The organism is Bacillus cereus group sp. BfR-BA-01523 (genome assembly GCF_022662615.1).
Lineage (GTDB): Bacteria > Bacillota > Bacilli > Bacillales > Bacillaceae_G > Bacillus_A > Bacillus_A mycoides.
Window position 1 is genome coordinate 544,968 of record NZ_JAKUDX010000001.1, and the last position, 22,771, is coordinate 567,738.

The window sequence follows — 22,771 nt, forward strand, 5'->3', positions numbered from 1 at the left end:
TAATCCCGCTAATTAAAGTTTCACTTTATTTGGTGCGCATATAGAAATACCATTAAGTTCGAATGTTCTGTATATTTTTTCCGCAAATTGGACTGCTTTCTCTCCGTCCCCGTGTAAACATATCGTTTGCGCTTGAACTGCTACTTTCCCCCCATTAACCGATTCTACATACCCTTCTTTCACCATTTGAAGTACTTGTTTTATTGCTTCATCTTCATTTTTTATAAGAGCATTTTCTTCTGTACGGTTCGTTAAAGTTCCATCCTGCTTATACGTGCGATCAGCAAAAGCTTCTTGTACGAGAGTTATATTATATTTTTCTGTTGCCCTTATAAATGCCTCACTATTCGCTAATCCGTAAAGTAATAGTCCAGGGTTAATATGATAAATTGCCTTTGCGATTGCATCCGCAATTTCCGAATCAGTTGCCGCCATATTATATAAGGCACCGTGCGGTTTTACATGTTGCATTTTCCCTCCAGCAGCTTTAACAAATCCTTCTAATGCGCCAATTTGATATAAAACATAATCGTATACTTCACTTGCTGAAACATGCATGTTCCTTCTTCCAAATCCAATTAAATCAGGAAATCCAGGGTGTGCCCCTATTGCTACATTTTGCTGCAGGGCTTTTTCAACCGTTTGCCTCATAACGGACGGATCACCAGCATGAAAACCACAAGCAACGTTTATAGAGGAAACGAACGGAAGAATTTCATCATCATTCCCCATTTTATAAGCTCCAAAACTTTCTCCTAAATCACAGTTTAAATCGATCGTAGTCACGATGTTTTCCTCCTAATCTCAGCTTCGTAAAGCGATGAATTTCTTTAATAGACTCATACTTGTTTCCTGTTCTATATACAATTGTGCAGCTTCTTCCATAGTTATTTTTTCAAAAGTTACATAGTCTCCTGGTTTCAGCTGCGCTAGAAGAGGTAAATCTACTGAAATTACATTTCCAATTCTCGGATAACCACCTGTCGTTTGTCTATCCGCCATTAATATAATAGGCTGTCCACCATTTGGTACTTGAATTGTTCCGAATGTAACTGGGCTCGATAAAATTTCTATCTCTTCAACTCTATTTAAAACATCTCCGTCAAGCCTATATCCCATGCGATCAGCATAATTGGACACTTTATACTCTTTCGAAAAAAACGACTTTATACTTTCTTCTGTAAATTGATCATATTCAAAGTCTGTTATGACGCGAAGAATAGGATGCTTCTTATATTTTGGTAAAGCATTGTTACAAATTGCCCACTTCGTTTTTATACGCTTTTCTTCTTGTAAATTTTGAATGAAACGGCTTGCAACTTCTGCCCCTGTACCAATTTGAAAATAATCTCCTTTTTTCAGCATTCTCCCTTCAATACCGCCAAGAGCAGCACGTATGTAAGTACTTTTACTTCCCATCGTATGATCAATATTTATACCGCCCGCAAAAGTCACATATGCTCTGCAACCGCTTTTCGCTTTTCCGAGGCAAAGCATGCTTCCTTCTTCAGCTAATATAGGGCGCCATAATGGAATGCGTTCTCCATTTAATAACGGTTCCATATCCGCACCGCCAATCGCAAGCAAAGTCGTTTTCTTTATTAACAATTTAGGTCCCATTATTGTAATTTCGAGTCCAGCCTCATTCTCCTCATTACCTACTAACATATTAATCATCCTGAGCGCACTTTTATCCATAGCACCGCCAACAGGTACACCGTATTGTTGATAATGAAATCGCCCTAAATCTTGGACTGTTGTAAACATTCCTGCATGCAAAATCTCTACATCCATTCTTTAGCCCCCTCAAGCGATACGTACTCTTCCTTTGTTATTGGTATAAATCGTAAATACATACCACTTTGAATATATGTTGGTGTTTCTTCTTTTGGATTAAATAGAGAAATAGGTGTTCGGCCGATAATATTCCAGCCTCCTGGTGTTTCAAGCGGATAAATACCCGTTTGATTTCCGCCAATCCCTACTGAACCAGGAGCGATTTGTAACCGTGGTGTTTCTTTTCTAGGTGTTTCTAGTTCTTTTGATAATCCCCCTAAATAAGGGAAGCCAGGCGTAAAGCCTAACATGTACACGAAATATGTTGTTTCACTATGTATTCGAATAACATCCTCTACTTGTAAGCCTTGATAATGCGCAACCTCTTCTAAATCAGGTCCATACTCTCCCCCGTAACACACTGGTATAGAAATATGTTTCACATCTCGGTTCACTTCTTCTTTATATGAATCACACAGCTCCCGTATATACTGGCAAACATAATCATACGGTCTTATATTTCTATCATTTTCCTTCCATACTTCGTACAAATTGTAGTAAACCGCTAATGAAGTAAACGACGGAACGCATTCAACCATTCCTGCAAATGGATGCCGCCTCAGCGCTTGAAATAACCGTTGCACTTTTTCATATATATCCATCCCAATTTCTTCACCAAATGTAACAATAATTGCTTGATCCCCTAACGCAGAAAATTTCATCCCACTCCCTCTTTCTATGCCAAAAAGCCGAGTTCTTTCGAAATGCGATTCGCTGTTTCTTTCACTTTCGCAGTAAAATACGCAATGTTACTTTCGCTATACTCAATTGCTAATCCCGAAATACTAATGCCGGCTACAACCGTTCCATCACTTGCAAAAATTGGAGCTGCTATAGCCGCTGTATGATTTTCTAATTCAGAATAACTAATTGTATATCCAGCTTGTTTTGCCATATGTAACACTTCTAGTAAATGCTCCTTATTCACGATTGTTCCATCTGCAAACTGCTTTAAATCCGTTTCCTCTACGTACTTTCTTTTCTCTTCCTCAGAAAAATACGATAGTAAAATTCTCGGACATGCACCCGCATAAAGAGGTGCTCTTCTTCCAACCGCCGTATAAACGCGTACCGGCTGAACTCCTTCCATCTTCTCAACGTAAATTGCGTCATTACCATCTTGAATAATTAAATTTACTGCTTGTCCTAAACTATCCCTAAGCTCTTTCATATAAGGAATCGCAATATTTCTTACGGATAACCTTTGTGAAACAAGTTGACCAAATCGTAAAAAAACGACTCCGAGACGATACTTGCCCTTTTCTGTTTTTTGTAAAAAGTCCATTTCTTCTAACGAGCCAATTAAACGATAAACAGATGTTTTCGGCATATTCGTAAGCTGAACCATCTCTGTTAAACTTAGCTCCTCATGCTCATAAAACAACTCTAAAATATCCATTGTCTTAACTGCCGTTTTATTTATACTCATCCTATCCCCTTCTTGTTCCGAATTTCGGAACTTCAATTCCATTTTTCGAAACGAACATATAATTTAAAATTATAAAATATTCTTTCAATTCTATCAATATTTTTTTTACAAACAAAAAAAGTATGGAAGAATATTTCTCCCATACTTTCGCTTTACTTTATAACGCTCTCACTTGTTTCAACGGCCAGAAAACAGCTTGTCCTTTTCCGACAATTTCATCTTCTGAAATAAATCCAAACATACGACCGTCTTTAGAAACTTCACGATTATCTCCTAAAACAAACACTTGGCCTTCTGGCACTTTCGTTTTCCCTGTGATTTGTTCTAACGTAAAATCAGGAGTTAATACACGACCAGACGCCTTTTCTTTAAATTCTTTTAAATACGGTTCTTCCATCGCTTTTCCGTTTACATATAAAACATCATCTTTATACTCAACTGTATCACCCGGTAAACCAATTACTCGTTTTACTAAATCGTACCCTTCTTTTCCGTGGAAGACGATAACGTCAAAACGGTCTAATCCACTTATACTATAACCAATCTTATTCACGAGAACTCGTTCGTTATTTTCTAAAGTGGGCATCATCGATTCCCCTTGTACTAATGAAGGTGTAAATAAAACACCGCGAATAATAGCGATTAATACAAGGGTAAATCCTATCGTTTTAGCCCATGAGAATAATTCTTTCTTCGTATTTTCCTTCATCGTTTCTCCTCTTTCTTAAGTGTTTATTTTATTATTTGAACTAATTCTTGTACTAAATTAGGATCAATTTCAGAAAAACATGATTTCCCTTCTCTTACCGCTGTACCGACATGAGCTTGAGAAATTCCAGTTTCATCTAGCAATTGCTTTACATTCTCTTTCGTTACTCCACTTCCGACAACAAGCTGTATATTCCCTTCACTTTCCTTCTGCATCTCTCGAAGCACCGGAATATTATCTACTACATTTCCTTGTCCGCCTGAAGTTAACACGTGAGTAACTTTATTGAATTTTTTCAAAGCTTTCATCGCTTCTACTGGATTTTCTGTATCATCTATCGCACGATGATACGTTACATTTATTCCATCCACAACAGATAATATATCTGCTAATTTCTCTTCATCAACTTCATTTTGTACGTTTAATACACCTAATACAACACCAGCAGCTCCAAGATTTTGAGCAACTACAATATCTTCTTTCATCATTTCAATTTCTTCTTCCGTATATGTAAAAGACTTCGCATGCGGACGAATCATAACATGAACTGGTATTCGCACTGCATCTACTGCTTTTTTTATAAAAGCATAGCTCGGTGTTAAACCACCTTCTGTATATGATGAAATGAGTTCAATTCGATTTCCACCAGCCTTTTCAATTCGCTTCACATCTTCTAAACAAGTTGCAATAACCTCTAGCATGAGATAACCTCTTTTCGTACTTTTTTCTTATTATACAGTAGGTGAAATAAGAAACATAGCATTCCACTATAAAACTATAAAAAGAAGAATGAAAAGAAAGATTTATTGAATTGATAATAAATATCATATATGTTATGTTTCCCTTAAAATTATAAATTCTTATATCCTTATAAAAGGAAAGAAATATATGATTCTTACAAAAAAACGGTTCGTTATCTCTAGTTCATTTATTGTAATTGCATCACTTTGCGCGATTACTTTATTAACAAAACAAAATACAAAACTAGATTCCTCAACTTCAAGTATAGAAACAGAAACGATTACCCTTTCATCAAGCAATAAAGAAGAAACTCAAACCTTTCGTTCATCTTCATTTAATAACTCAACTGTATTCAGAGGCGATACTGGTACAGGCTTTGACTTTAGTGGCCAAGGTGACTTACATATTACAATTAAAAATACTAGTACAAACAGTTTTACCTATTCAATTAAATTCAAAGAAGATCGTTTAGTCAAACACACGTTACAGCCAAATGAAAGTGAATCCTTTCCTTTACGTTCACTCATCGCCAATCCTTTACCAGGTGAGTATTCATTATTTGCACATAATCAAGACGGTTCTGAAAGTAGTATGAATCTTGAAGTGCAGCCACAATAGAACAAATTAAAAAGGCGATCCTCTTACCAAAAGGATAGCCTTTTTAATTTGTAAAACGAGAATTCCCTCTTCTTTTAACAATGACATAATACATGGAATTATATCAACGATTTTTTAAATATATCTATCACAACTCTAAATATATCAACGATTCAACATAGAATACTGATTCACCGACAACGAAAAGCCTGTTCCTGAACGGAACAGACTTTATATTTCTTCATTACGACCGAAACGCCGCATCCGCCAGCATAGATAGTGTTGCATCATCCATCGGCGGATTGTGTAGTCCTGCTCTGACGTTTAAGTAATAACGATGAAGCGGATTTTTTTCTGATAAACTTTTCGCGCCTACGATGCGCATTGCTTTATCTACAATAGATATTGCCGCGTTCGTGACAACATATTTTGCAGCTGCTAGTTCAGCTTGCAATGATAATTTATCTTCTGCCTCATCGTATTTTTTCGCAATTTGATATAAAAAGACACGAGCTTGCATAAGCTCAAGTTCTAATTCTCCAACTAACCTTCTAACATTCGGTAATAAACTTATAGAATGATTTAAACTATTTGGCTTGTATGATCCCGCAAACTGAACTGCATAATTTCTTGCTGATTGTGCAATTCCTAAATAACATGCTGGTATATGTAGCAACCAGCCAATACCCTTAGCTTTAACTTTCGAACCCTTTATATCAGTGAAAAAGCGATCTGGTATCTCTACATTTTGTAAAACGAGATCATGGCTCGCAGTTCCTCGCATTGCGATGCTATCCCACGTTTCTTCAATTGTCACGCCTTGCGTATTCTTTGGAATGACAAACTCTCCGATATCTTCCTGGCCTTCAATACTTGCTGAAATGATAAAATAATCAAGTACTGGTGCCATTGTCGTAAACGTTTTTCTTCCATTTATAATCCACTTCTCACCTTTTTTGACAGCTAACGTCTCTGGTTTCCCGCCGCGCGTAGGACTACCTGTATTCGGCTCTGTCGCTGCTCGATTAAAAAGCGCACCATTACGTATTTCTTCACAAAACCAAGTGAACATTTCCTCATTCCAAGAACGATTTTCAGCTAATTCCTTTACAATGCCAAGGTGCCATCCAATCGATAATGCGGTAGCACCGCAGCCTTCTGCTATTTTCTCTTGAAATAAAACGAAGTCATATAAAGAAATCGCATTGCCTCCCAATTCTTTTGGCAACGTTAATTTCGTATATCCGATATCTTTCAAATTATTAATATTTTCATACGGAAATGATCCTAATTCACTTAGTTGATGCTCCCTTTCCATGAACTTCGGAATCAATTTATTTATTTGTTCAATAACTAAAGATTGTTCTTCTGTTTCAACAAATGAGAGTGCCATACATAATCTCCTTTATGTCCGATTCATAAACCGTTCATTTTGTCATTATGATTATATGAAGTTACTTCTCTATTGTTTCACTATTCCGATAAAAATACAATGCTTTTGAACAATAAGAAAAGTTCCTATAAAAAAGATAGGTTCTTTTCTTATATTAATCCCCTTTCAATGCCTTTAATGGCAAAGAGGTTACATATCCAATATACGAGCATAATTCTTTAAAAAAGAAAGGGATTTCTGTATCTAACGTTTTATACGCTGACGTTGGAGTTGGTGATGCATACGCTTCAATTTTAATATGTTTTGCAATTTTCATTGCACGTTTCATATGAAGTGGATCACTCACAATCGTATATGTGCGTATTCCGTTCTCTATTCCAACTTGCTTTGCATTCTTTAAATTGTCCTCTGTGAAAAGGGATTTTGTTTCAATTAGAATATCCTCTTCTTTCACACCATGTTTCAGTGCATACACTCTAGCAGTACGCGCTTCCTCAAGCTCTGCCTCAAACTTTGTACCACCTGTGAAAATAATCTTTTTAATATTACCGTTCTTATATAAGGAAATTGCATGATTAATTCTTTCTTTAAATACAGGAGATGGTTTTCCGTTCCATGAAGCTGCTCCCAGCACGATACCAGCATCTGTCTTCACACCATCATCTGTTTTAAAGCGATAACTCCAAATATCGTAAGCTGCATAACTTACATATAAAATAATAGAACAAATCATAAGCAAGAATACTTGCAAGATTCTTCTTTTCTTACTTTTCTTATTTTCTTTCATTTATAACTGCCTCCGTACATCATCCATACTTCTATATAAAAACGTATATATCAAATCATTTTGTTTGAATTTGTTTAAAAGAAGGAATTTTTCTTATCATATATATGCATTAAAGGGTTTTCATTTAAAATTGAGGATTATCAATTCATTTTTCGTTTGCGGTTTTCATTACATTTGTATAATTTATAAGTTTATTACCATACAACTACATTGTAACGAATTTTTTATCATAATGGAATGATGAAACAAAAGAAGTAACTATTTTGTAAGAAAAAAGGTATATTTTTCATCTTGACGATCAATACACCTTTCTTAATATGAATTATCGTTTTTCTTTATATGACTCTAATTTTTCTAATAACCTTTCCTTTACAGCTGGCCATTCATTTGCAATTACACTGTATACAACTGCATCTCTAACATGTCCACTCGGCAATTTTCTTTCGTTTCTAAGTACACCCTCTTTTACTGCGCCGAGGCTTTCAATTGCTCTTTGTGCTTTTTCATTTCGTGCATCCGTCTTAATTTGTACTCTCCGCATATGCAACTTTTCAAAAGCATATTGTAATAACATGTACTTACATTCCGTATTCATACTCGTACGTTGCACACTTGGGTCATACCACGTTTTCCCTAATTCCACCGTCTTATCTTCAACTGAAATGTTATATAAGCGTGTACTCCCTACTATTTCATTTGTCTTTTGATCAACAACAACAAATGGCAAATCCTTCCCTGCCCCATAAGCTTTTATCGCCTTTTGAACATATTGCTGCATATCTTGAACAGTATCCATTTTAGAGATTAAATACGCCCAAATATCTCGATTTCCTTCCACGATTGAAAACATTTTTTCGACATCATTGCTATCCATTAACCGTAACTTTGCTCTTTCGTGAATAATTTCCATTTGTAAGCCCCCTTTGTTGTAACTATATCACACTCTACCACCGTTATATCCTTATATGAGAACATAAAATTATTTTTATATCAAAGAATAAAATATATCTTTAAAATAAAAAGTGCGATGCCTTTTGTTCAAGCATCGCACTCATAAATTGAATTGAAATTTACTTCTTTTCCATTACTGCAAAATAATTATTTTCGCTATCTGCAAAATTAAATATTCTACCTGAAGGCATATTTACAATTTCTCCGACTGTAACTTTTTTGTTTACTAAATCACTATATAAATTATCGAATTCTTTTGAGAAGAACATTAAAGAAGGTGTACCAAGATTTAACTCCGGCTGCATTTTAGCAATTAGCTCCTTATTATGGAGAATAATACTTGTTTCAGCTTCTTTAGTTGGAGCAATTTCAATCCATCGCATTCCTTGACCGTTATCTTCCTCTGAAATTACAATAAATCCTACTTTTTCTGTCCAGAATTCCTTCACTTCATCTTGGTTATTCACATATAACATGATTTGACCAACATTATTAATCATTTATTTTAACGCTCCTTTATAAACAATTTTTATTAAACTCCATACACTTACACCTAATTATCACCGAAAATAAAGTTGCGGTACAAAAATCTATTTCAGCGAATCCAATCGCTCGTTCAAACGATCCCAAGTTTCGGTGATACCTTGTAGCATGCCCATGTCCATAACGGTCTTAAGGGCTTCTTCGGAAACATATTCAGCACGGTTTATTAGCTTTGTCTTTCCACCTAAATCAATGAATTCCAATGTCATCTCGGTTGACGGCATAGAATCATTTACATTGCCTTCAGCATCTGAAAAGTAATCAGTGTAGACGATTTTCTCTGGCTCAATAATCTCTTTATAGACTGCTTTTCCCCATGATTCCATACCAAAAAATTGCTCCAAGTTCTGATTGACACACTTCATACAGTAGTGCCAAACGCCTCCCGGACGGAAGTCGACAGTGCATGCTGGAATTTCCCAACCTCTTGGTCCCCACCAATGTTTCAAATGCTCTGGTTCTTTAAACATACTGAATACTAAATCGCGCGGCGCATCGAAAACGCGCTCCAGTACTAATACCCGATCGTTCTCTACTCTCGATACCATTGTATTATTTGACATTTTAATTCCTCCTTAAATATGAACTGATTTTATGACTTTTCCTTGTTTTGCAATTCCTTCAAATACTCATCTAAATTATCGAATCTCTCTTCCATCACACGCTTAAATGACTGCACCCAACAATCAAGTGCTTGGAAAGGCTCAGGTCGGAGCTTGTAAATCCGGCGATTAGCTTCAGCCTGCACTTCCACAATCCCTGTATCGCTTAACACTTTTAAATGTTTCGAAGTTTGTGGTTGCCTTAATCCCAAATGTTTGGCGATTTCCCCAACGGTTAAGGGACCGTCACGCAAGAGTTCAACGATATTCATACGATTCGGTTCAGATAAAGCGCTCAACGTCGTCATATTCACGCCCGGAATTTTCCCCGACATATCACTCACCTCGTTAAGTGATGGTCTCCGGTTATAACACATCAATATCATCACTAATATTATTTTCCTGTTGAATCGATTATAACCAAAGAGGAATATTCCCGTCAAGGAATATTCTAAAACTAAAGTAACACCACATCGTTACTTAATAATAAAAATGGATTAAAAACATTTCACAAACCTATGTTTTACGATAAAGTGATGCTTTAGTCAGCGGGTTGTGGAACGATTTTCGCGAAGGCTTTGTTTTTATTTGATAGTTTAGGTCTTTTATTGGTATGTTCTTTCTACTTTCCTCAAATTATCCCTTAAATTATATTGGTATAATTGTTATACTGAATATTGGAATATATTTAAGGAGTTGTTTTTATTTGTTAACTGTATTTATGTTTTTATTTTTGCTACTTTCTATTAGTGCGATAGTAGCTTTAGTGGTAGGTCTTATTAAGCCGGAAAGAGTGATCCGTTGGGGTGCTACTCGTACTCGCCGCCGGGTATTATTAATTACAGTACCTACTATTCTTGTTTCGTTTATATTCGCTAGTTATTTCGCTTCTGAATCTATTACACCGGAAGAAAAATTAGCTATGGATAAAAAAAGAGAAGAACAACAAATAGCTAAAGAGCAAGAAAAAAAGAAAAAAGCTGAAGAGAAAAAAATCCAGCAAGAAAACGAAAAGAAAGAAAAAGAAGAAAATGAGCGTAAACAAAAGGAAGCTAAAGAAAAAAAGGCCCAAGAAGAAGCTGAGGCTAAAGTTAAAAAAGAGGCTGAAGAACAACAAAAACTTGCTCAAATAGAGAAAGAAAAAGAACAACCCAAAACACCAGCTACTCCGAATGGCACTACAGCAGATGTAAATGGTGGCTCTTATTCGAAAGATGCGATTAAAACCACCCTTAATCGTTTAAATGATAATATTAATTCTTGGAAAACTATGAATGGTGGAAAGTTAAATACACATGATGTAGTAGCTATTAATAGTGATTTGAAATTTGTTCTTGAGCATGTTCAAGATTTAGAATCTGATATAGGTAGTAATAGTCAAATAGAACAATTTAAAAGGGCTATCAATGCTCATATCAATGCATTTGAACAAGGATCTGTAAATAACATTTCTAAGTTACTTATCCAAGCGAACGCTTTATAATAAAGAAGGACCCTTTATAGAAGGGTCCTTCTTTATTATAGATTTATCTCTTTAAAACTCAGAAATAACTGTTCCCGCATATATATATCACATGTATATTACTAATATTTTTATCACAAATATTAATTTTCAAATCTACTTTTTTATACTTTTCCAGCTTTCCCCTTTTGATAATTCCTTTTTAAAGCAACAAGTAAGCAATCGGCGTAATAATAAGCAACGTTAAAATCGTTCTTTGCACATATAGAATAATAAGCTCAGATACTTTTAACGGAATATCTGTTGATAATATACAAGGAATTGAAGCGGAGAAAAACAAAATAGATGATACCGAAACAACCGCAATAACAAACTTTGTCACGAGTGGTGCACTTACAACTAAAAGAGAAGGTAAAAACATTTCTGCAATACCAACTGATGCTGCTTTAGCAGCCAGTTCTGCTTCTGGAAGCTGCAGTAACCATGTAAATGGATAGAAAATATAACTAATCCAATCAAATATTGGCGTAAACTTTGCCAAGACGATACCAATTAATCCTACTGACATAATAGATGGTAAAATCCCCATCGTCATTATAAAACCGTCTTTTAAATTCACTGCGATATTTTTCATAATACTCGGTGCTGATTTTGATACTTCTAATGCATCTTCCCAAGCTCGCTCTAACATTTTTTCTTTATAAACTGGCTCTGGGAAACCTTCTTTCGTAATATATGTATCTGGTTTTCTACTAAGAGGTGGGATTCTTACGGTGATAGCGGTCACGATGAATGTTACAACAAGTGTAGTCCAAAAATAAACATTCCATAAATGCATAATATCTAATGTTTTTGCGATGATGATCATAAATGTTGCGGATACTGTAGAAAAACCTGTAGCGATAATTGCTGCTTCTTTCGTCGTATACTTTCCTTCTTTATAAACGCGGTTAGTAATTAATAAGGCTAACGAATAACTTCCTACAAAGGAAGCTACCGCATCAATTGCTGAGCGCCCAGGTGTTTTCCATAACGGTCTCATAATCGGACGACAAAACGTGCCGATAAACTCAAGCAATCCGTATCCGACTAATAACGCTAAAAAAGCCGAGCCAATTGGAACGAGTAAACTTACTGATATAACTAACTTCTCATACAAAAACGGTCCAACATCTGGCGCAAAGAACCAAGCTGGTCCTACTTTCAAACAATATAATATGCCAAAAACAACACCAACTACTTTTAATAAAGAAAAACAAATGTCTACGATAGATGCATTCCACTTCTTCGTATAAAATGGATAAATCGCACCAATTACCATAACAAGCAGTGCATAATAAGGTACTACCGAAGGAACCGTAGCTCTTATCCACGATACGATATGATCAATCATAATAGACGAAGCACCGTTTATCGTAACTGGTACGAAAAACATAAACACACCTACTAAACTTGCGAGTATAAACCGAAGTATAATCCCCCTCTCTCGCCCTGTCTTAATTACATTACTTTTAAATTCAATTTCATTCAAAATTCGACACCTCCTATTATCTAAATATTCTGTATAATAACGTCAGATCCCTTCTTTTAATTCTGAATATTTAATCATGCAAAAAAGCCTATTTTGAAATATACAATCAAAATAAGCTTTTTCTATTACCTCTTATAATCATCCACAATTACTTGAATTACACGATAAGATTCTTCTGCTACTTTCTCATTACTATCCCTATTCGCATCATATGTAATTAACGCCTTCCAAAGCGCCCATCCTCTCGCTCTATTCCACGTTTCTTTATCCATACGTAATACTTCTTTAAATACGTTTCTACTATTCTTATCAAAAAATGTCCAGGCCATCGCTGCATCACAAGCCGGATCTCCTACTCCTAAAATACCAAAATCAATTACGGCACAAAGTTTTCCATCCTTAACGAGTAAGTTTCCTGGTGCAACATCTCCATGAACCCAAACTGGTTTATGGTCCCATGTTGACCTAATTGCTAAATCCCAAAGATGCTGTAATAATGTCTCATTAAAAACATCCTTATTATTTTCAATGGCCACTCTCGCTTCTTCATCGTATACAGATATAAGCCCGCCTCGGTAAAAATTATGTTCTCCAGCTATTGGCCCGTTACTCGCATCAATTGATTGTAACTCTATTAAAAATGAGCCTAAGTCTGCTGCGAATTCATCTAAATCACGAATATTTTCTTTCGTCACCGTCTCTCCCTCGATCCACTTATTAATAGACCAAGGCCACGGATATTCTTTAGTCGGATTCCCTTTCGCAATTGGTGCAGAAATTGGTAAAGAAAGTCCCTTACTTAATATAGGAAGCCAACTGCTTTCTTTCTCTACTTGCGGTGCATATGCTGCATCACTTGGTAATCTGACACTCATCTCGTCCCCTAAATGAAACGTTCTATTATCATGTCCACTAAATTTCACCCGTTTCACTTCTAAGTGCGCCCATTCTGGAAATTGTGCCCCTATTAATCTTTTAACTAAATCAGCATTAATATAATTCATTTACTTCCCCCTTTATATACCTATCACACGGATAAACGCGTTCTACCATCATTTTCGTCTGTAACATATTTAACATAAAACCCTTGATCAATTGCGTTTTCATACATCAATTCAATCGCTTCTTGGTCTTTAGCGTAAACTGTGACGTATGTACAATCCGCAACTAGTAAAACTAATTCACACTTACTCTCTTTAAATTCTTCATATGTTTCAATATCTACTACTTCCTCTCCTTTTGGATACGCTTTTAAATCTGCAAAAATAACATAATATATGTTGTCTTTAAATAATCTTTTCAAATCTGATCCTTCCACTATACTTGGTTCTTCTGGAAATAATGCCTCATCCAATCCACCACGTGCTACTAAGTAGGACTCCTCACTCCCCACCCACCAATCAAATGAAGAAATATCAATTGGCTTTAACACTTTCCAAAGTAAATTATCATATTCATTTGGAATATCTACTGTAATTCCTCTTTTCATTTGTTTGCTCCTAGCTTATTTATTTTCGTTTTCATTTCATACATTATATACCTAATTCAACTACTATATTTTGTCGATACCTATATAACTTGTATTTCACCGCGAAAAAACCGTCCCACTACTTATGAAACGGTTTCTTTCTACTTATATTCAAGTTTTTCATTCAATTATTGCACTGTGTTTTAAAATAATTTCTAATATGTTCAGCACATCAGCCATTCATTTTTAACACTCACTTCGACTTCACAAAATAATATAAAAACCACACTGCATGATTTTGTTCATCTGCAGCTATTCTGCGCAATAACTCTTTCATAGATGCATCTGCTGCTTCATCTGAAATTTCCAAGTAAAAATCTACGGTCTTTTGCTCATCTTGTATAGCGAACTCTAATCCCTGTAAGTACGTATTAGGGCAATTTTCCGTAATCTGTGGTTTCGGCTGTCTGCCAGTTAAATTCGTATAGATTTGTACAAAATGATGAAAATGCCTTATTTCATCATTACGGATTTCAAGAATTTGTTTTTGTTCTACTTGATTTGGAGCCATGTTAGCTAATTTTGCATAGCAGCTTATAGCGCTATACTCTCCGTTTATAGCTTTTTCAATATCACTAATTAGCTTATCATTCTGTCTATACCAATCATCATAATTCGAATTATACATCGTATCCCCTCCGTTATTTCACATAACATTTTATGCATTTCGAAATAGTAGGAGCATGTATACATAAAGGGACAGCAAATACTAGTTCTTCACTCACCTTTAAAACATCGAAAAAGCCTATCTATCATTGAATTATTTCCCTATCGATTTCATCACAAAAAACCGTTTCACTACGAGTGAAACGGTTTTTATTTTTAAGCATTTAATTCCGTTTTATGCCCCTTTACCGCACTACGTTTTAAAGCACTTCCTAGTATGATAAACATACTTACTACTCCAATCCAAACGAGCACTGTAGTAGGAGTATTCCAAGTTAACCCTTTCCCAAAGAAGAATATCTCCCTGAGACCTTCTATCATAAATCGCATCGGTAACCAGGAGTAAATCCAGTCTTGATAAAATGGAGACATCATTTCAGGTGCTAGCGCCAATAGCGGTGCACCAAAGAAAAGTAACAGTGCAAATAACCCGATTCCCTTTAAACCAACTAATGAAATCACCGCAGAAATCATTAAGAAGAAACAAAAAGAAGTAATGGATAAGAACAGAGCCGTATCCGTGAAATTCGGGATATTTAATCCTACCATTCCATCAGCTATCCATGTAAGACCAAATCCAATTACAAGTGTAGCAATTGCTCCTGTTACTATTTGTTTTAGTTTTAATACAAAGTTTTCTTTTCTTGTACCTACTGGCATTTTACTAATCGCAATAAAGATGATTGCTGCACTCGCTAAACTGGCAATCCATAACGGTTGGAATAATGATATTGGTGAGTTACCGTTCGCACTATTTTTGCCAATTTCATTCACATTTGTTACTTTTTTCGTAATAGGTGTTACTACATTTGAAACTTGATCAGCTGTTAAAGTAGCTCCTTTTGCTTTCGATCCGTCTAATAGCCCAGTACGAACAGTATTGTTCATATTATCAACGATCGCATTTAATATTTGCCCTGCCATAGTTGATGCCGCTGTATTCATTCCTTGATTTATGAATATTTCTACCTCTGGCGAAGATGGTTGTGGTGTTCGTAATGATGCTTGTTTTGCGCTAAATTCTTTCGGAATAACTAATGCTGCATAATATTCTTGATTATTTAAGCCTTTTTGAACTGCTTCTTTATTTTGCACTTCTATCCACTTTACCGCAGGTTCTTCCTCTGATTTTGATGTCTTTTTCATATTATCAACAATCGTTTGCCCCATATTCATCTTCGGTTGATTCGGAATTTCTACTCCTTGATCCTCATTTACAATTGCGATTGGTAAGTTTTTCGGCTTAGGTTGAACGGTTGGAAATAATGTTAATGAAAAAATAAAAACAACAAGTAGTGCAATAACTGGAGATAACAATAAAAGTTTGTTTTTAAACATTTTCTTTTCTCCTCCTTTAATTTGATTTATAATAACCAACAACGTGTTGTTTATTTATATTTGAATTATATGTTCGAGTTGAACCTTATACAATAATCAAAAATCGTGAATGTGTCGGTTATAAGACACATCCTTGAAATGTGTTGGCTAAAATTAAGGAGGGACATACTTTGCGCGATAGTAATTTAGATTTACGTGTTATTCGTACGAAAACTGCCATACGAAATGCATTAGTGGAATTAATTGAGGAAAAAGGTTTTGACGCCATTACAGTGAAAGATATTACTACGAAAGCAAACATAAATCGTGGTACATTTTATACACATTACCAAGATAAATTTGATTTAATGACAAAATGCCAAGAAGAAATTATGTATGAATTTTCTAGCATTGCTAAACAGAGATTACCGGAAGTTATTGCTGATCTTGGATCAAGCCCTTCCCCAACAATGCCATTTATACTTATCGCTTCTATTCTTGAATTTCTAAATGAAAATAGTGATTTTATGAAAGCTGTACTAAGTCCAAAAGGAGATTTATCTTTCCAAACGAAACTGAAAGACTTTATGTGGAAAACACTATTTGAAGATACGAATGGTCCTCTCATTAATAAGGAGAATTTACTTGTCCCAAGCCAATACTTAGCTTCTTATATGGCATCTGCTCATATAGGTGTCATTCAACAATGGTTAAATAATGGACAAAAAGAAACACCTGAGGAGATTGCTCGTATTTTATCAACAATCGCAGTTCATGGACCTTTTTATGCGGCTGGTTTAAAGAAATAAGTCCGCTATATAATAAAAGATCATCCACTATAATAGCGGATGATCTTTTATTTCATTACAACACTTCAATATAGCCTTCTGTTCCATGTACCCGAATTCGTTGTCCGTCTTTTATTAATTTCGTAGCATTCTCTACCCCGACGACTGCTGGTAATCCATATTCACGTGCAATAACTGCTCCATGTGTCATCAATCCGCCAACTTCGGTGACTAACCCTTTTATAGACACAAACAATGGTGTCCATCCCGGGTCAGTAAAGGCAGTAACTAATATATCTCCATCTTCTAAATTCGCATCTTCCATATTTAAAATAACGCGTGCTCTCCCCTCAATCAATCCTGAAGAAACAGGCAAACCTACAATCGCGTCAGCCGGAAGATTTTCTCGTTTATATTTACCTGTAATGATTTCTCCATCAGACGTCATTACACGTGGAGGCGTTAGTTTTTCATATAATTTGTAATCATTTTTTTGTTTATGAATAAGCTCGTAATCTAGTTTATTCGTAAGGACAACTTCGTGAAGTTCTCCAAAAGTTAGATAGTATATATCTTCTACTTCATCAATAACTTTATTTTGCACGAGTTGCTCGGCTTCTTTCAATATTGCCTGCTTATATATGAAATAGCGATTAATCATACCGTATTTTGGATATTCACGATAACCGATAAAATTCCGGATGTTACGAATCATTCGCTTCGTCTCTTCTACTTTTTGTTTACCATCCGGCAAATGCTGCAATCGATCTACTAACTCTTCTTCTTTTTGCAAAGCTTCTTGCAACCCTTCTTCAAACTTCCGTTTACTAGCGCCAGCTTCAAAGTCTCTTATATTATTTAAAATCATTGGGATAATGGTTGTTGGCTTTTCACTCCAGCGCGTTTTCGTAATGTCGATTTCTCCGCTGCATCTCATTCCGTATTTATTTAGAAAAGTTAGAATGGCATCTCGAGCTTTTTCTCCGCCTTTAAATTGAACGAATTCATCTAAAAAGTTATCATTTTCTACATGTTGTAAATACGCAATAACTTCTGGATATGGCCGAATCACATCAGCAACATCGAGTAATGCTAGCCCCATTTCAGACGTAATATTGTTTTGTACTGATTGAGAAAGCGTGTCTGCTGCATTCTTTTCGCCTAGCCATTGCTCCATTTTTTCATTGATCCATGTTGAAGCATCCATACCTGCCATAATGACAGCCATACTTTGCGGATGAAATAATATTTTCTTTAATTGCTGCATATCTTCCAAAATAAAATCAAGTACATCCACCCCTGATTTCGTTTGCATGTTTCGTTTTAACTCTTCGATTGATGCTTGATTCATCTTTATTAAATCCGTAACGATCGCTGGATTGTTTTCGATTTTTGGTTGTGAACTTGCAGGTGGTCCACTTTTACCAACACTCTTTTCTTTTTCATCATCTGGTAACAATGTAATAAAATCATCTCGCTCGACTACAGTCGTTAATGCATCTTTAATAAGCGGTTCCGAATTCCCTATCATATTTAATAAAAGTTCTCTACTAGTAGGCGAAGCCAATCTTTGTGCAACATCAACAAACAACCTTCCTCCAGCTTGAAACCTCTGTCCAAAAGATGTTAACTGGAATAAAGACATTCCTAATGGCTTCAAGGGATCGGTCATCATTTGCTGGTGACCAACCGATACATACACATGATTTTCCCCATCATTTACTTCTGGTATTGGATATAAAGTCGTGATTGGGCGACTTTGGACAATATAAAATGTATCATCCACTAAACACCATTCAATATCTTGCGGACAACCAAAATAAGCTTCAATCTGTCTTCCGATCTGTGCTAGTTGTAAAATTTGTTGTTCAGACAATGTTTGAATTTTTTGCTGAGCCGGATCAATCTGTTTCGTCTCCGTTCCGCCCTCTTTTAAAGCATAAATAGCTAATTTTTTAGTTGCTATCATCTTTCCAGTAATTTCGCCTTCTTTTACTTTATAATTATCGGCAGAGACCAGTCCTAATACTAACGCCTCACCAAGTCCAAAACTGGCATCAATTGATACTACCTTTCGGTTAGAAGTAACCGGATCAGCAGTAAATAAAATTCCCGAAGCCTCAGGGAAAACCATTTTTTGAACGACAACACATATAGAAACTTGATTATGTTCAAAATCATTTTGCATGCGGTACATAACTGCTCGCTCTGTAAATAAAGAAGCCCAGCACTTTCTTACATGCTGCAAAATCGCTTCTTCTCCGATAATATTTAAATACGTATCTTGTTGACCAGCAAACGAGGCATATGGTAAATCTTCAGCCGTAGCACTAGAACGCACGGCATACGCATGTTCATTTCCAAAACGTGAGAGATAATGAGCTACCGCTTCCACTACTTCAGAAGGGATTTCTACTGCCATAATGACTTCTCTAATCTTCTTACTAATTCCACCAATTTGGGCTCGCTCTTCCATTTTCAACTTTGTTAGCTGCTGCAACAAAGTTTGAAGCTCGTCATTTTGCTCGATGGCCTTTTCATACCCTACCGTTGTAACACAAAAACCTTCTGGCACTTGTATACCTTGAATGTTTGATAATGCCCCTAAATTCAATCCTTTTCCGCCAACGAGTGAAAGCTGCGTTTTTTCTATTTCCTGAAAATCGAGAACGAAAGAACTCATTTAACATCTCTCCTTACTGTGCATGTGTTCTTGATTGTAGCAGTAGTAAATGAGAATAAACAGTCTATTTCGAACGTTATTTACGTGGTATAATTAAGTTAGGAAGAGATAATCACTTTTATTTCCCCCCTCTAATTCACTTCAATTACATCACCAAACTTAAACCTTCTTTTATTATGAAAAACATCCGTACAAGTAATCGTCTCACTTAATGGATTTATATTTATTACTGTTATGTAATTTTTATATAGATAACCATCTTTATAATATGTAAGTAAAATCTCTTCTTCACCTAAAAATGAAGTTAACAACTTATTTTCAAGCACCTCTTTCGCATCTTGCGTTAAGATTGGACGCGAGATTTTCGTTTACCTACTTATCATTTCTTTAATAGTTTGTGATTTGAACCATAAATCTGCCTCATATTGAAGCATAATATTGCAGTAAATTGCAGTTCTGTAGAACCTCCTCTCATGAAATTTGAAGCATAATATTGCCATAAGTCTTTAGTTAACCTATAAGTTCGCCGAAATTAGAAACAAGATTTCCCCAATAAAAATTAAGGATAAATTCTATTTAGAAAACCAGAATTCATCCTTAATTTTTATTCGTTTCGTACCCTAATTCTTTTAATACTTTCCTACGAAACAATTTGAATTCATTATTAAAAAACAAACCTTTACATCTTTAAAAAACTAAACCAATGGGTATTCCCCTTAAATACCAATAAAAAAGGAACTTCTTTATATAGAAAGTTCCTTTATAGTTTATACAATTCATTAAATCTGTTTCATTATTTATTTCTTATAGTTTGTTTTTGGAAGCACGTGCAGAATTTCATCCACTGCTTTTTTATATCCCCCTGCCATTTGGAAAGATTCCCTAATTTTACAACTATTTTCTTTAAATTCTTTTCTATATAGTACTGATTCTGTCTCTTCACGTAATATTTCAGGAGTTAAGCTCGTTTTGTCTAAATGAACACCCGCTCCTAATTCAGTTACTCTTTTAGCAACTAAGGGTTGATCCCCTGAAATAGGTATTACAACTAATGGTACCCCATAATATAGTGCTTCACTCGAACTATTCATTCCTCCATGCGTAATGAATACATCTGTATGCTGTAATACTTCTAATTGTGGAACATATTTATATAGAATAAAATTCGGAGGAACATTTTTAAATTGCTCTATATTTGTTTTTTTACCAACTGCCAATACAATTGTTGCAGGTGTGTCTTTAAAGGCTTCAAAACATTTTTCATATAAAGTTTGTTGTTGATTGAGAATAGTTCCCATAGAGATGAAAATCACTTTTTTATCTTTTAAATCTTCTATAGGAAAATCTCCCACATCATGACGCGGTGTGATAGAAGGTCCGACAAATATAAAAGAATCATCAAATTCATTTGCATACGGTTGGTACTCTCTCGAAGTATATACAATAGTAATATCTCCCGGATGGCTTAAAATATCACGTAAGCTATCGTACATGATTCCGTATTGTTCTTTCCATTTGTTAATAATGTCTATACAATCTTTATTTAAAGGAGATTTTCCGCCTGAATGTTCAGAATTACCTATCTTGAATAACGAAATAGAATCATTAAAAGCAAATGTTGTACATGAAGAAATCTTTGGTAATTGTAAAGCAGATGCTATAATATATCCCACTGCAAAATGATGATCATAAATTACATAATCAAATTGTTCCCCTTCGATTTCGGATAAAATATCTTTTATTATTCTATCCATGGCAGAAATCATGTTAAATAACATATCTAATTGATTAGCTTTTTGTTTAACATCCTTATTAATATCTGTTTTTGGGAGAAAGTTTTCATATGTTCGAAATTCGGCACCTGTCTTTTCAATTTTATCTCTATAATCTTCAATACAATAATAGACAATTTGTTCGCCTCGTTGTATCAACTCACTTACAATTCCGATTGTCGGATTCACATGACCTTCTCCGGGGAAATTTATAAAAAGTACTTTTGACATAATAAACACTCCTCATTTATATAACTTAATTTATACTTAGCTTAATTAAATATTAAAGCGCTATTATCATTTATTGGAATAGAATTACTTATGCAAAGAATGGTGGAGGGAATTGATAAAACGTATTATAAGTGAATCGTTTAGGGATGTATGGTAAGGGATATATTTTTTATAATTACCACTGAGACATATAGCTACAAACAATTGCGAGCCACCCGAACCCATTTAAATAGTAACGGGCATATTAATATTTTTAACACTAGTGTATATCGCGTTTTTTAAATCGGCCTCCGCGTACTTCTGTAATATCCGCTACGGCTAAGAAAGCAGCTGGGTCTAGTTCTTCAATCAAAGATTTTAATTTCGCCTCTTCAAGTCGGTTAATAATGCAAAAAATAACCTTTTTATTATCCCCCGTATAAGCACCTTCGCCGTGAAGATATGTGACACCACGACCTAATTGTGAATTAATTGCTTCACCAAGTTCTTCCTGCTGTTCACTGATAATCCATACAGATTTCGATTGTTCAAAACCATTAACTACGGTATCAATTGCCTTCGATGCAATGACATAAGCTAAAATGGAATACATTGCGCGATCCCAACTGAATACGAATCCTGCGGCTCCTAAAATAAAAACATTAAAAAACATAACAATTTCTCCTACAGAAAAAGGAATTTTTTTATTAATTAGAATTGCCAGGATTTCTGTACCGTCTAATGCCCCGCCATATCTAATGACTAGACCAACCCCAACACCAAGTGCCATGCCTCCAAAAATAGTAGCAAGAAGAATATCATCTGTAAAGGCAGGAATTGAGTGAAAAAGTGTAGTTAAAATTGATAAAGTTAAAATACCAAAAACAGTAGAAAACGCGAATGTTTTTCCAATTTGTTTATGGCCCATAAAAACAAAAGGAAGGTTTAATATAAATAGGAAGATACCTAAATTTAATCCGGTGAGGTGAGAAAGCATAATCGAGATTCCGGTAATGCCTCCATCAATAACTTGATTAGGAATTAAGAAAATTTCGAGTCCTGTGGCCATTAATAGCGCTCCAATGATTATAGCTATAGCCCGCTTAGTAATTTGAAACATAGGCAATCGTTGATGTTGTAGTTTTCTTTGTGCAGTTTCAGCCAAACGCATGCATCTCCCTCAAATTTTTTTTATTTCTATAATTAAAGATTCTTTTTCCTTTCCT

At 35.2% G+C, this 22,771-nt stretch carries 24 protein-coding genes; 3 read left to right on the forward strand and 21 right to left on the reverse strand.

Translation table 11 applies throughout. The features are described 5' to 3' along the window. Positions 1 to 12: 12 nt before the first annotated feature. The 6 genes from pxpA to MR066_RS02870 form a co-directional block, all read right to left on the reverse strand. Positions 13 to 786 (reverse strand): 5-oxoprolinase subunit PxpA, encoded by a 774-nt coding sequence (gene pxpA / locus MR066_RS02845; RefSeq protein WP_242245919.1) that lies wholly within the window; start codon positions 784 to 786, stop codon positions 13 to 15. 18 nt (positions 787 to 804) lie between these two features. After that, entirely contained in the window at positions 805 to 1,794 is a 990-nt protein-coding gene (locus MR066_RS02850) for a 5-oxoprolinase subunit C family protein (protein ID WP_201034010.1), read from the reverse strand. Next, a complete protein-coding gene (gene pxpB / locus MR066_RS02855) occupies positions 1,785 to 2,498 on the reverse strand; it encodes a 5-oxoprolinase subunit PxpB (protein WP_242245920.1) in 714 nt (237 codons plus the stop codon). The genes MR066_RS02850 and pxpB overlap by 10 nt, the downstream gene beginning before the upstream one ends. 14 nt (positions 2,499 to 2,512) lie before the next feature. Continuing rightward, positions 2,513 to 3,265 (reverse strand): IclR family transcriptional regulator, encoded by a 753-nt coding sequence (locus MR066_RS02860; protein ID WP_000026353.1) that lies wholly within the window; start codon positions 3,263 to 3,265, stop codon positions 2,513 to 2,515. A 157-nt stretch (positions 3,266 to 3,422) separates the two neighbouring features. After that, positions 3,423 to 3,974, reverse strand: a complete 552-nt coding sequence (gene lepB, locus MR066_RS02865; protein ID WP_002013664.1) for a signal peptidase I — start codon at positions 3,972 to 3,974, stop codon at positions 3,423 to 3,425. 23 nt (positions 3,975 to 3,997) lie between these two features. After that, complete coding sequence (locus tag MR066_RS02870; RefSeq protein ID WP_242245921.1) at positions 3,998 to 4,675, reverse strand: copper homeostasis protein CutC; 678 nt, start codon at positions 4,673 to 4,675, stop codon at positions 3,998 to 4,000. 187 nt (positions 4,676 to 4,862) lie between these two features. Between MR066_RS02870 and MR066_RS02875 the strand changes: the two genes are divergently transcribed. Beyond that, a complete protein-coding gene (locus tag MR066_RS02875; RefSeq protein ID WP_088039689.1) occupies positions 4,863 to 5,333 on the forward strand; it encodes a hypothetical protein in 471 nt (156 codons plus the stop codon). 223 nt (positions 5,334 to 5,556) lie between these two features. Here the strand turns inward: MR066_RS02875 and MR066_RS02880 are convergent, their stop codons facing one another. The 6 genes from MR066_RS02880 to MR066_RS02905 form a co-directional block, all read right to left on the reverse strand. Then, a complete protein-coding gene (locus MR066_RS02880) occupies positions 5,557 to 6,705 on the reverse strand; it encodes an acyl-CoA dehydrogenase family protein (RefSeq protein WP_242245923.1) in 1,149 nt (382 codons plus the stop codon). Between the two features lie 154 nt (positions 6,706 to 6,859). Then, positions 6,860 to 7,492, reverse strand: coding sequence for a YdcF family protein (locus tag MR066_RS02885; protein ID WP_002033016.1), 633 nt, complete (start codon positions 7,490 to 7,492; stop codon positions 6,860 to 6,862). 322 nt (positions 7,493 to 7,814) lie between these two features. Further along, a complete protein-coding gene (locus tag MR066_RS02890) occupies positions 7,815 to 8,402 on the reverse strand; it encodes a GNAT family N-acetyltransferase (protein WP_242245927.1) in 588 nt (195 codons plus the stop codon). Positions 8,403 to 8,562: 160 nt separating this feature from the next. Further along, positions 8,563 to 8,943, reverse strand: coding sequence for a VOC family protein (locus MR066_RS02895; protein WP_242245928.1), 381 nt, complete (start codon positions 8,941 to 8,943; stop codon positions 8,563 to 8,565). Positions 8,944 to 9,033: 90 nt separating this feature from the next. After that, positions 9,034 to 9,549: an SRPBCC domain-containing protein gene (locus MR066_RS02900; RefSeq protein WP_242245929.1), complete on the reverse strand. Its 516-nt coding sequence runs from the start codon at positions 9,547 to 9,549 to the stop codon at positions 9,034 to 9,036. Positions 9,550 to 9,578: 29 nt separating this feature from the next. Next, entirely contained in the window at positions 9,579 to 9,923 is a 345-nt protein-coding gene (locus MR066_RS02905) for an ArsR/SmtB family transcription factor (protein ID WP_242245930.1), read from the reverse strand. Between the two features lie 371 nt (positions 9,924 to 10,294). On the opposite strand from MR066_RS02905, the gene MR066_RS02910 reads away from it, so the two are divergent. After that, a complete protein-coding gene (locus MR066_RS02910; protein WP_242245931.1) occupies positions 10,295 to 11,071 on the forward strand; it encodes a hypothetical protein in 777 nt (258 codons plus the stop codon). A 181-nt stretch (positions 11,072 to 11,252) separates the two neighbouring features. Here the strand turns inward: MR066_RS02910 and MR066_RS02915 are convergent, their stop codons facing one another. From MR066_RS02915 to MR066_RS02935, 5 genes are all read right to left on the reverse strand, one after another. Further along, a complete protein-coding gene (locus MR066_RS02915; protein ID WP_242245932.1) occupies positions 11,253 to 12,581 on the reverse strand; it encodes a YjiH family protein in 1,329 nt (442 codons plus the stop codon). 125 nt (positions 12,582 to 12,706) lie between these two features. Beyond that, entirely contained in the window at positions 12,707 to 13,585 is an 879-nt protein-coding gene (locus tag MR066_RS02920) for an aminoglycoside phosphotransferase family protein (protein WP_242245933.1), read from the reverse strand. A 23-nt stretch (positions 13,586 to 13,608) separates the two neighbouring features. Beyond that, complete coding sequence (locus MR066_RS02925) at positions 13,609 to 14,070, reverse strand: DUF2691 family protein (RefSeq protein ID WP_242245934.1); 462 nt, start codon at positions 14,068 to 14,070, stop codon at positions 13,609 to 13,611. Positions 14,071 to 14,302: 232 nt separating this feature from the next. Further along, positions 14,303 to 14,737 carry a ferritin-like domain-containing protein gene (locus tag MR066_RS02930; RefSeq protein WP_002142369.1) on the reverse strand — a complete coding sequence of 145 codons (435 nt, stop codon included), beginning with the start codon at positions 14,735 to 14,737 and terminating at the stop codon, positions 14,303 to 14,305. 194 nt (positions 14,738 to 14,931) lie between these two features. Continuing rightward, positions 14,932 to 16,113 carry a YhgE/Pip domain-containing protein gene (locus MR066_RS02935; protein ID WP_242245935.1) on the reverse strand — a complete coding sequence of 394 codons (1,182 nt, stop codon included), beginning with the start codon at positions 16,111 to 16,113 and terminating at the stop codon, positions 14,932 to 14,934. A gap of 170 nt (positions 16,114 to 16,283) precedes the next feature. Here MR066_RS02935 and MR066_RS02940 point away from each other — a divergent pair, with 170 nt between their 5' ends. Beyond that, positions 16,284 to 16,901 (forward strand): TetR/AcrR family transcriptional regulator, encoded by a 618-nt coding sequence (locus MR066_RS02940; protein WP_002084688.1) that lies wholly within the window; start codon positions 16,284 to 16,286, stop codon positions 16,899 to 16,901. A 55-nt stretch (positions 16,902 to 16,956) separates the two neighbouring features. Here MR066_RS02940 and ppsA read toward each other — a convergent pair whose 3' ends face one another. From ppsA to MR066_RS02960, 4 genes are all read right to left on the reverse strand, one after another. Further along, on the reverse strand, positions 16,957 to 19,563 hold the full coding sequence (gene ppsA, locus MR066_RS02945; protein WP_242245936.1) for a phosphoenolpyruvate synthase: 2,607 nt from the start codon (positions 19,561 to 19,563) through the stop codon (positions 16,957 to 16,959). Positions 19,564 to 19,694: 131 nt separating this feature from the next. Continuing rightward, complete coding sequence (locus tag MR066_RS02950) at positions 19,695 to 19,925, reverse strand: YolD-like family protein (protein ID WP_242246094.1); 231 nt, start codon at positions 19,923 to 19,925, stop codon at positions 19,695 to 19,697. Positions 19,926 to 20,360: 435 nt separating this feature from the next. Further along, positions 20,361 to 21,566 (reverse strand): macrolide family glycosyltransferase, encoded by a 1,206-nt coding sequence (locus MR066_RS02955; RefSeq protein ID WP_242245937.1) that lies wholly within the window; start codon positions 21,564 to 21,566, stop codon positions 20,361 to 20,363. Between the two features lie 259 nt (positions 21,567 to 21,825). After that, entirely contained in the window at positions 21,826 to 22,665 is an 840-nt protein-coding gene (locus MR066_RS02960; RefSeq protein WP_396022269.1) for a YitT family protein, read from the reverse strand. Between the last annotated feature and the right edge of the window lie 106 nt (positions 22,666 to 22,771).

Excerpts from the sequence above, each read along its gene's own strand:
- MR066_RS02850 (WP_201034010.1), bottom strand. The coding sequence starts at position 1,794 with ATGGATGTAGAGATTTTGCATGCAGGAATGTTTACAACAGTCCAAGAT.
- pxpB (WP_242245920.1), bottom strand. The coding sequence starts at position 2,498 with ATGAAATTTTCTGCGTTAGGGGATCAAGCAATTATTGTTACATTTGGT.
- MR066_RS02860 (WP_000026353.1), bottom strand. The coding sequence starts at position 3,265 with ATGAGTATAAATAAAACGGCAGTTAAGACAATGGATATTTTAGAGTTG.
- lepB (WP_002013664.1), bottom strand. The coding sequence starts at position 3,974 with ATGAAGGAAAATACGAAGAAAGAATTATTCTCATGGGCTAAAACGATA.
- MR066_RS02870 (WP_242245921.1), bottom strand. The coding sequence starts at position 4,675 with ATGCTAGAGGTTATTGCAACTTGTTTAGAAGATGTGAAGCGAATTGAA.
- MR066_RS02875 (WP_088039689.1), top strand. The coding sequence starts at position 4,863 with ATGATTCTTACAAAAAAACGGTTCGTTATCTCTAGTTCATTTATTGTA.
- MR066_RS02880 (WP_242245923.1), bottom strand. The coding sequence starts at position 6,705 with ATGGCACTCTCATTTGTTGAAACAGAAGAACAATCTTTAGTTATTGAA.
- MR066_RS02885 (WP_002033016.1), bottom strand. The coding sequence starts at position 7,492 with ATGAAAGAAAATAAGAAAAGTAAGAAAAGAAGAATCTTGCAAGTATTC.
- MR066_RS02890 (WP_242245927.1), bottom strand. The coding sequence starts at position 8,402 with ATGGAAATTATTCACGAAAGAGCAAAGTTACGGTTAATGGATAGCAAT.
- MR066_RS02895 (WP_242245928.1), bottom strand. The coding sequence starts at position 8,943 with ATGATTAATAATGTTGGTCAAATCATGTTATATGTGAATAACCAAGAT.
- MR066_RS02900 (WP_242245929.1), bottom strand. The coding sequence starts at position 9,549 with ATGTCAAATAATACAATGGTATCGAGAGTAGAGAACGATCGGGTATTA.
- MR066_RS02905 (WP_242245930.1), bottom strand. The coding sequence starts at position 9,923 with ATGTCGGGGAAAATTCCGGGCGTGAATATGACGACGTTGAGCGCTTTA.
- MR066_RS02920 (WP_242245933.1), bottom strand. The coding sequence starts at position 13,585 with ATGAATTATATTAATGCTGATTTAGTTAAAAGATTAATAGGGGCACAA.
- MR066_RS02925 (WP_242245934.1), bottom strand. The coding sequence starts at position 14,070 with ATGAAAAGAGGAATTACAGTAGATATTCCAAATGAATATGATAATTTA.
- MR066_RS02930 (WP_002142369.1), bottom strand. The coding sequence starts at position 14,737 with ATGTATAATTCGAATTATGATGATTGGTATAGACAGAATGATAAGCTA.
- MR066_RS02935 (WP_242245935.1), bottom strand. The coding sequence starts at position 16,113 with ATGTTTAAAAACAAACTTTTATTGTTATCTCCAGTTATTGCACTACTT.
- ppsA (WP_242245936.1), bottom strand. The coding sequence starts at position 19,563 with ATGAGTTCTTTCGTTCTCGATTTTCAGGAAATAGAAAAAACGCAGCTT.
- MR066_RS02955 (WP_242245937.1), bottom strand. The coding sequence starts at position 21,566 with ATGTCAAAAGTACTTTTTATAAATTTCCCCGGAGAAGGTCATGTGAAT.
- MR066_RS02960 (WP_396022269.1), bottom strand. The coding sequence starts at position 22,665 with ATGTTTCAAATTACTAAGCGGGCTATAGCTATAATCATTGGAGCGCTA.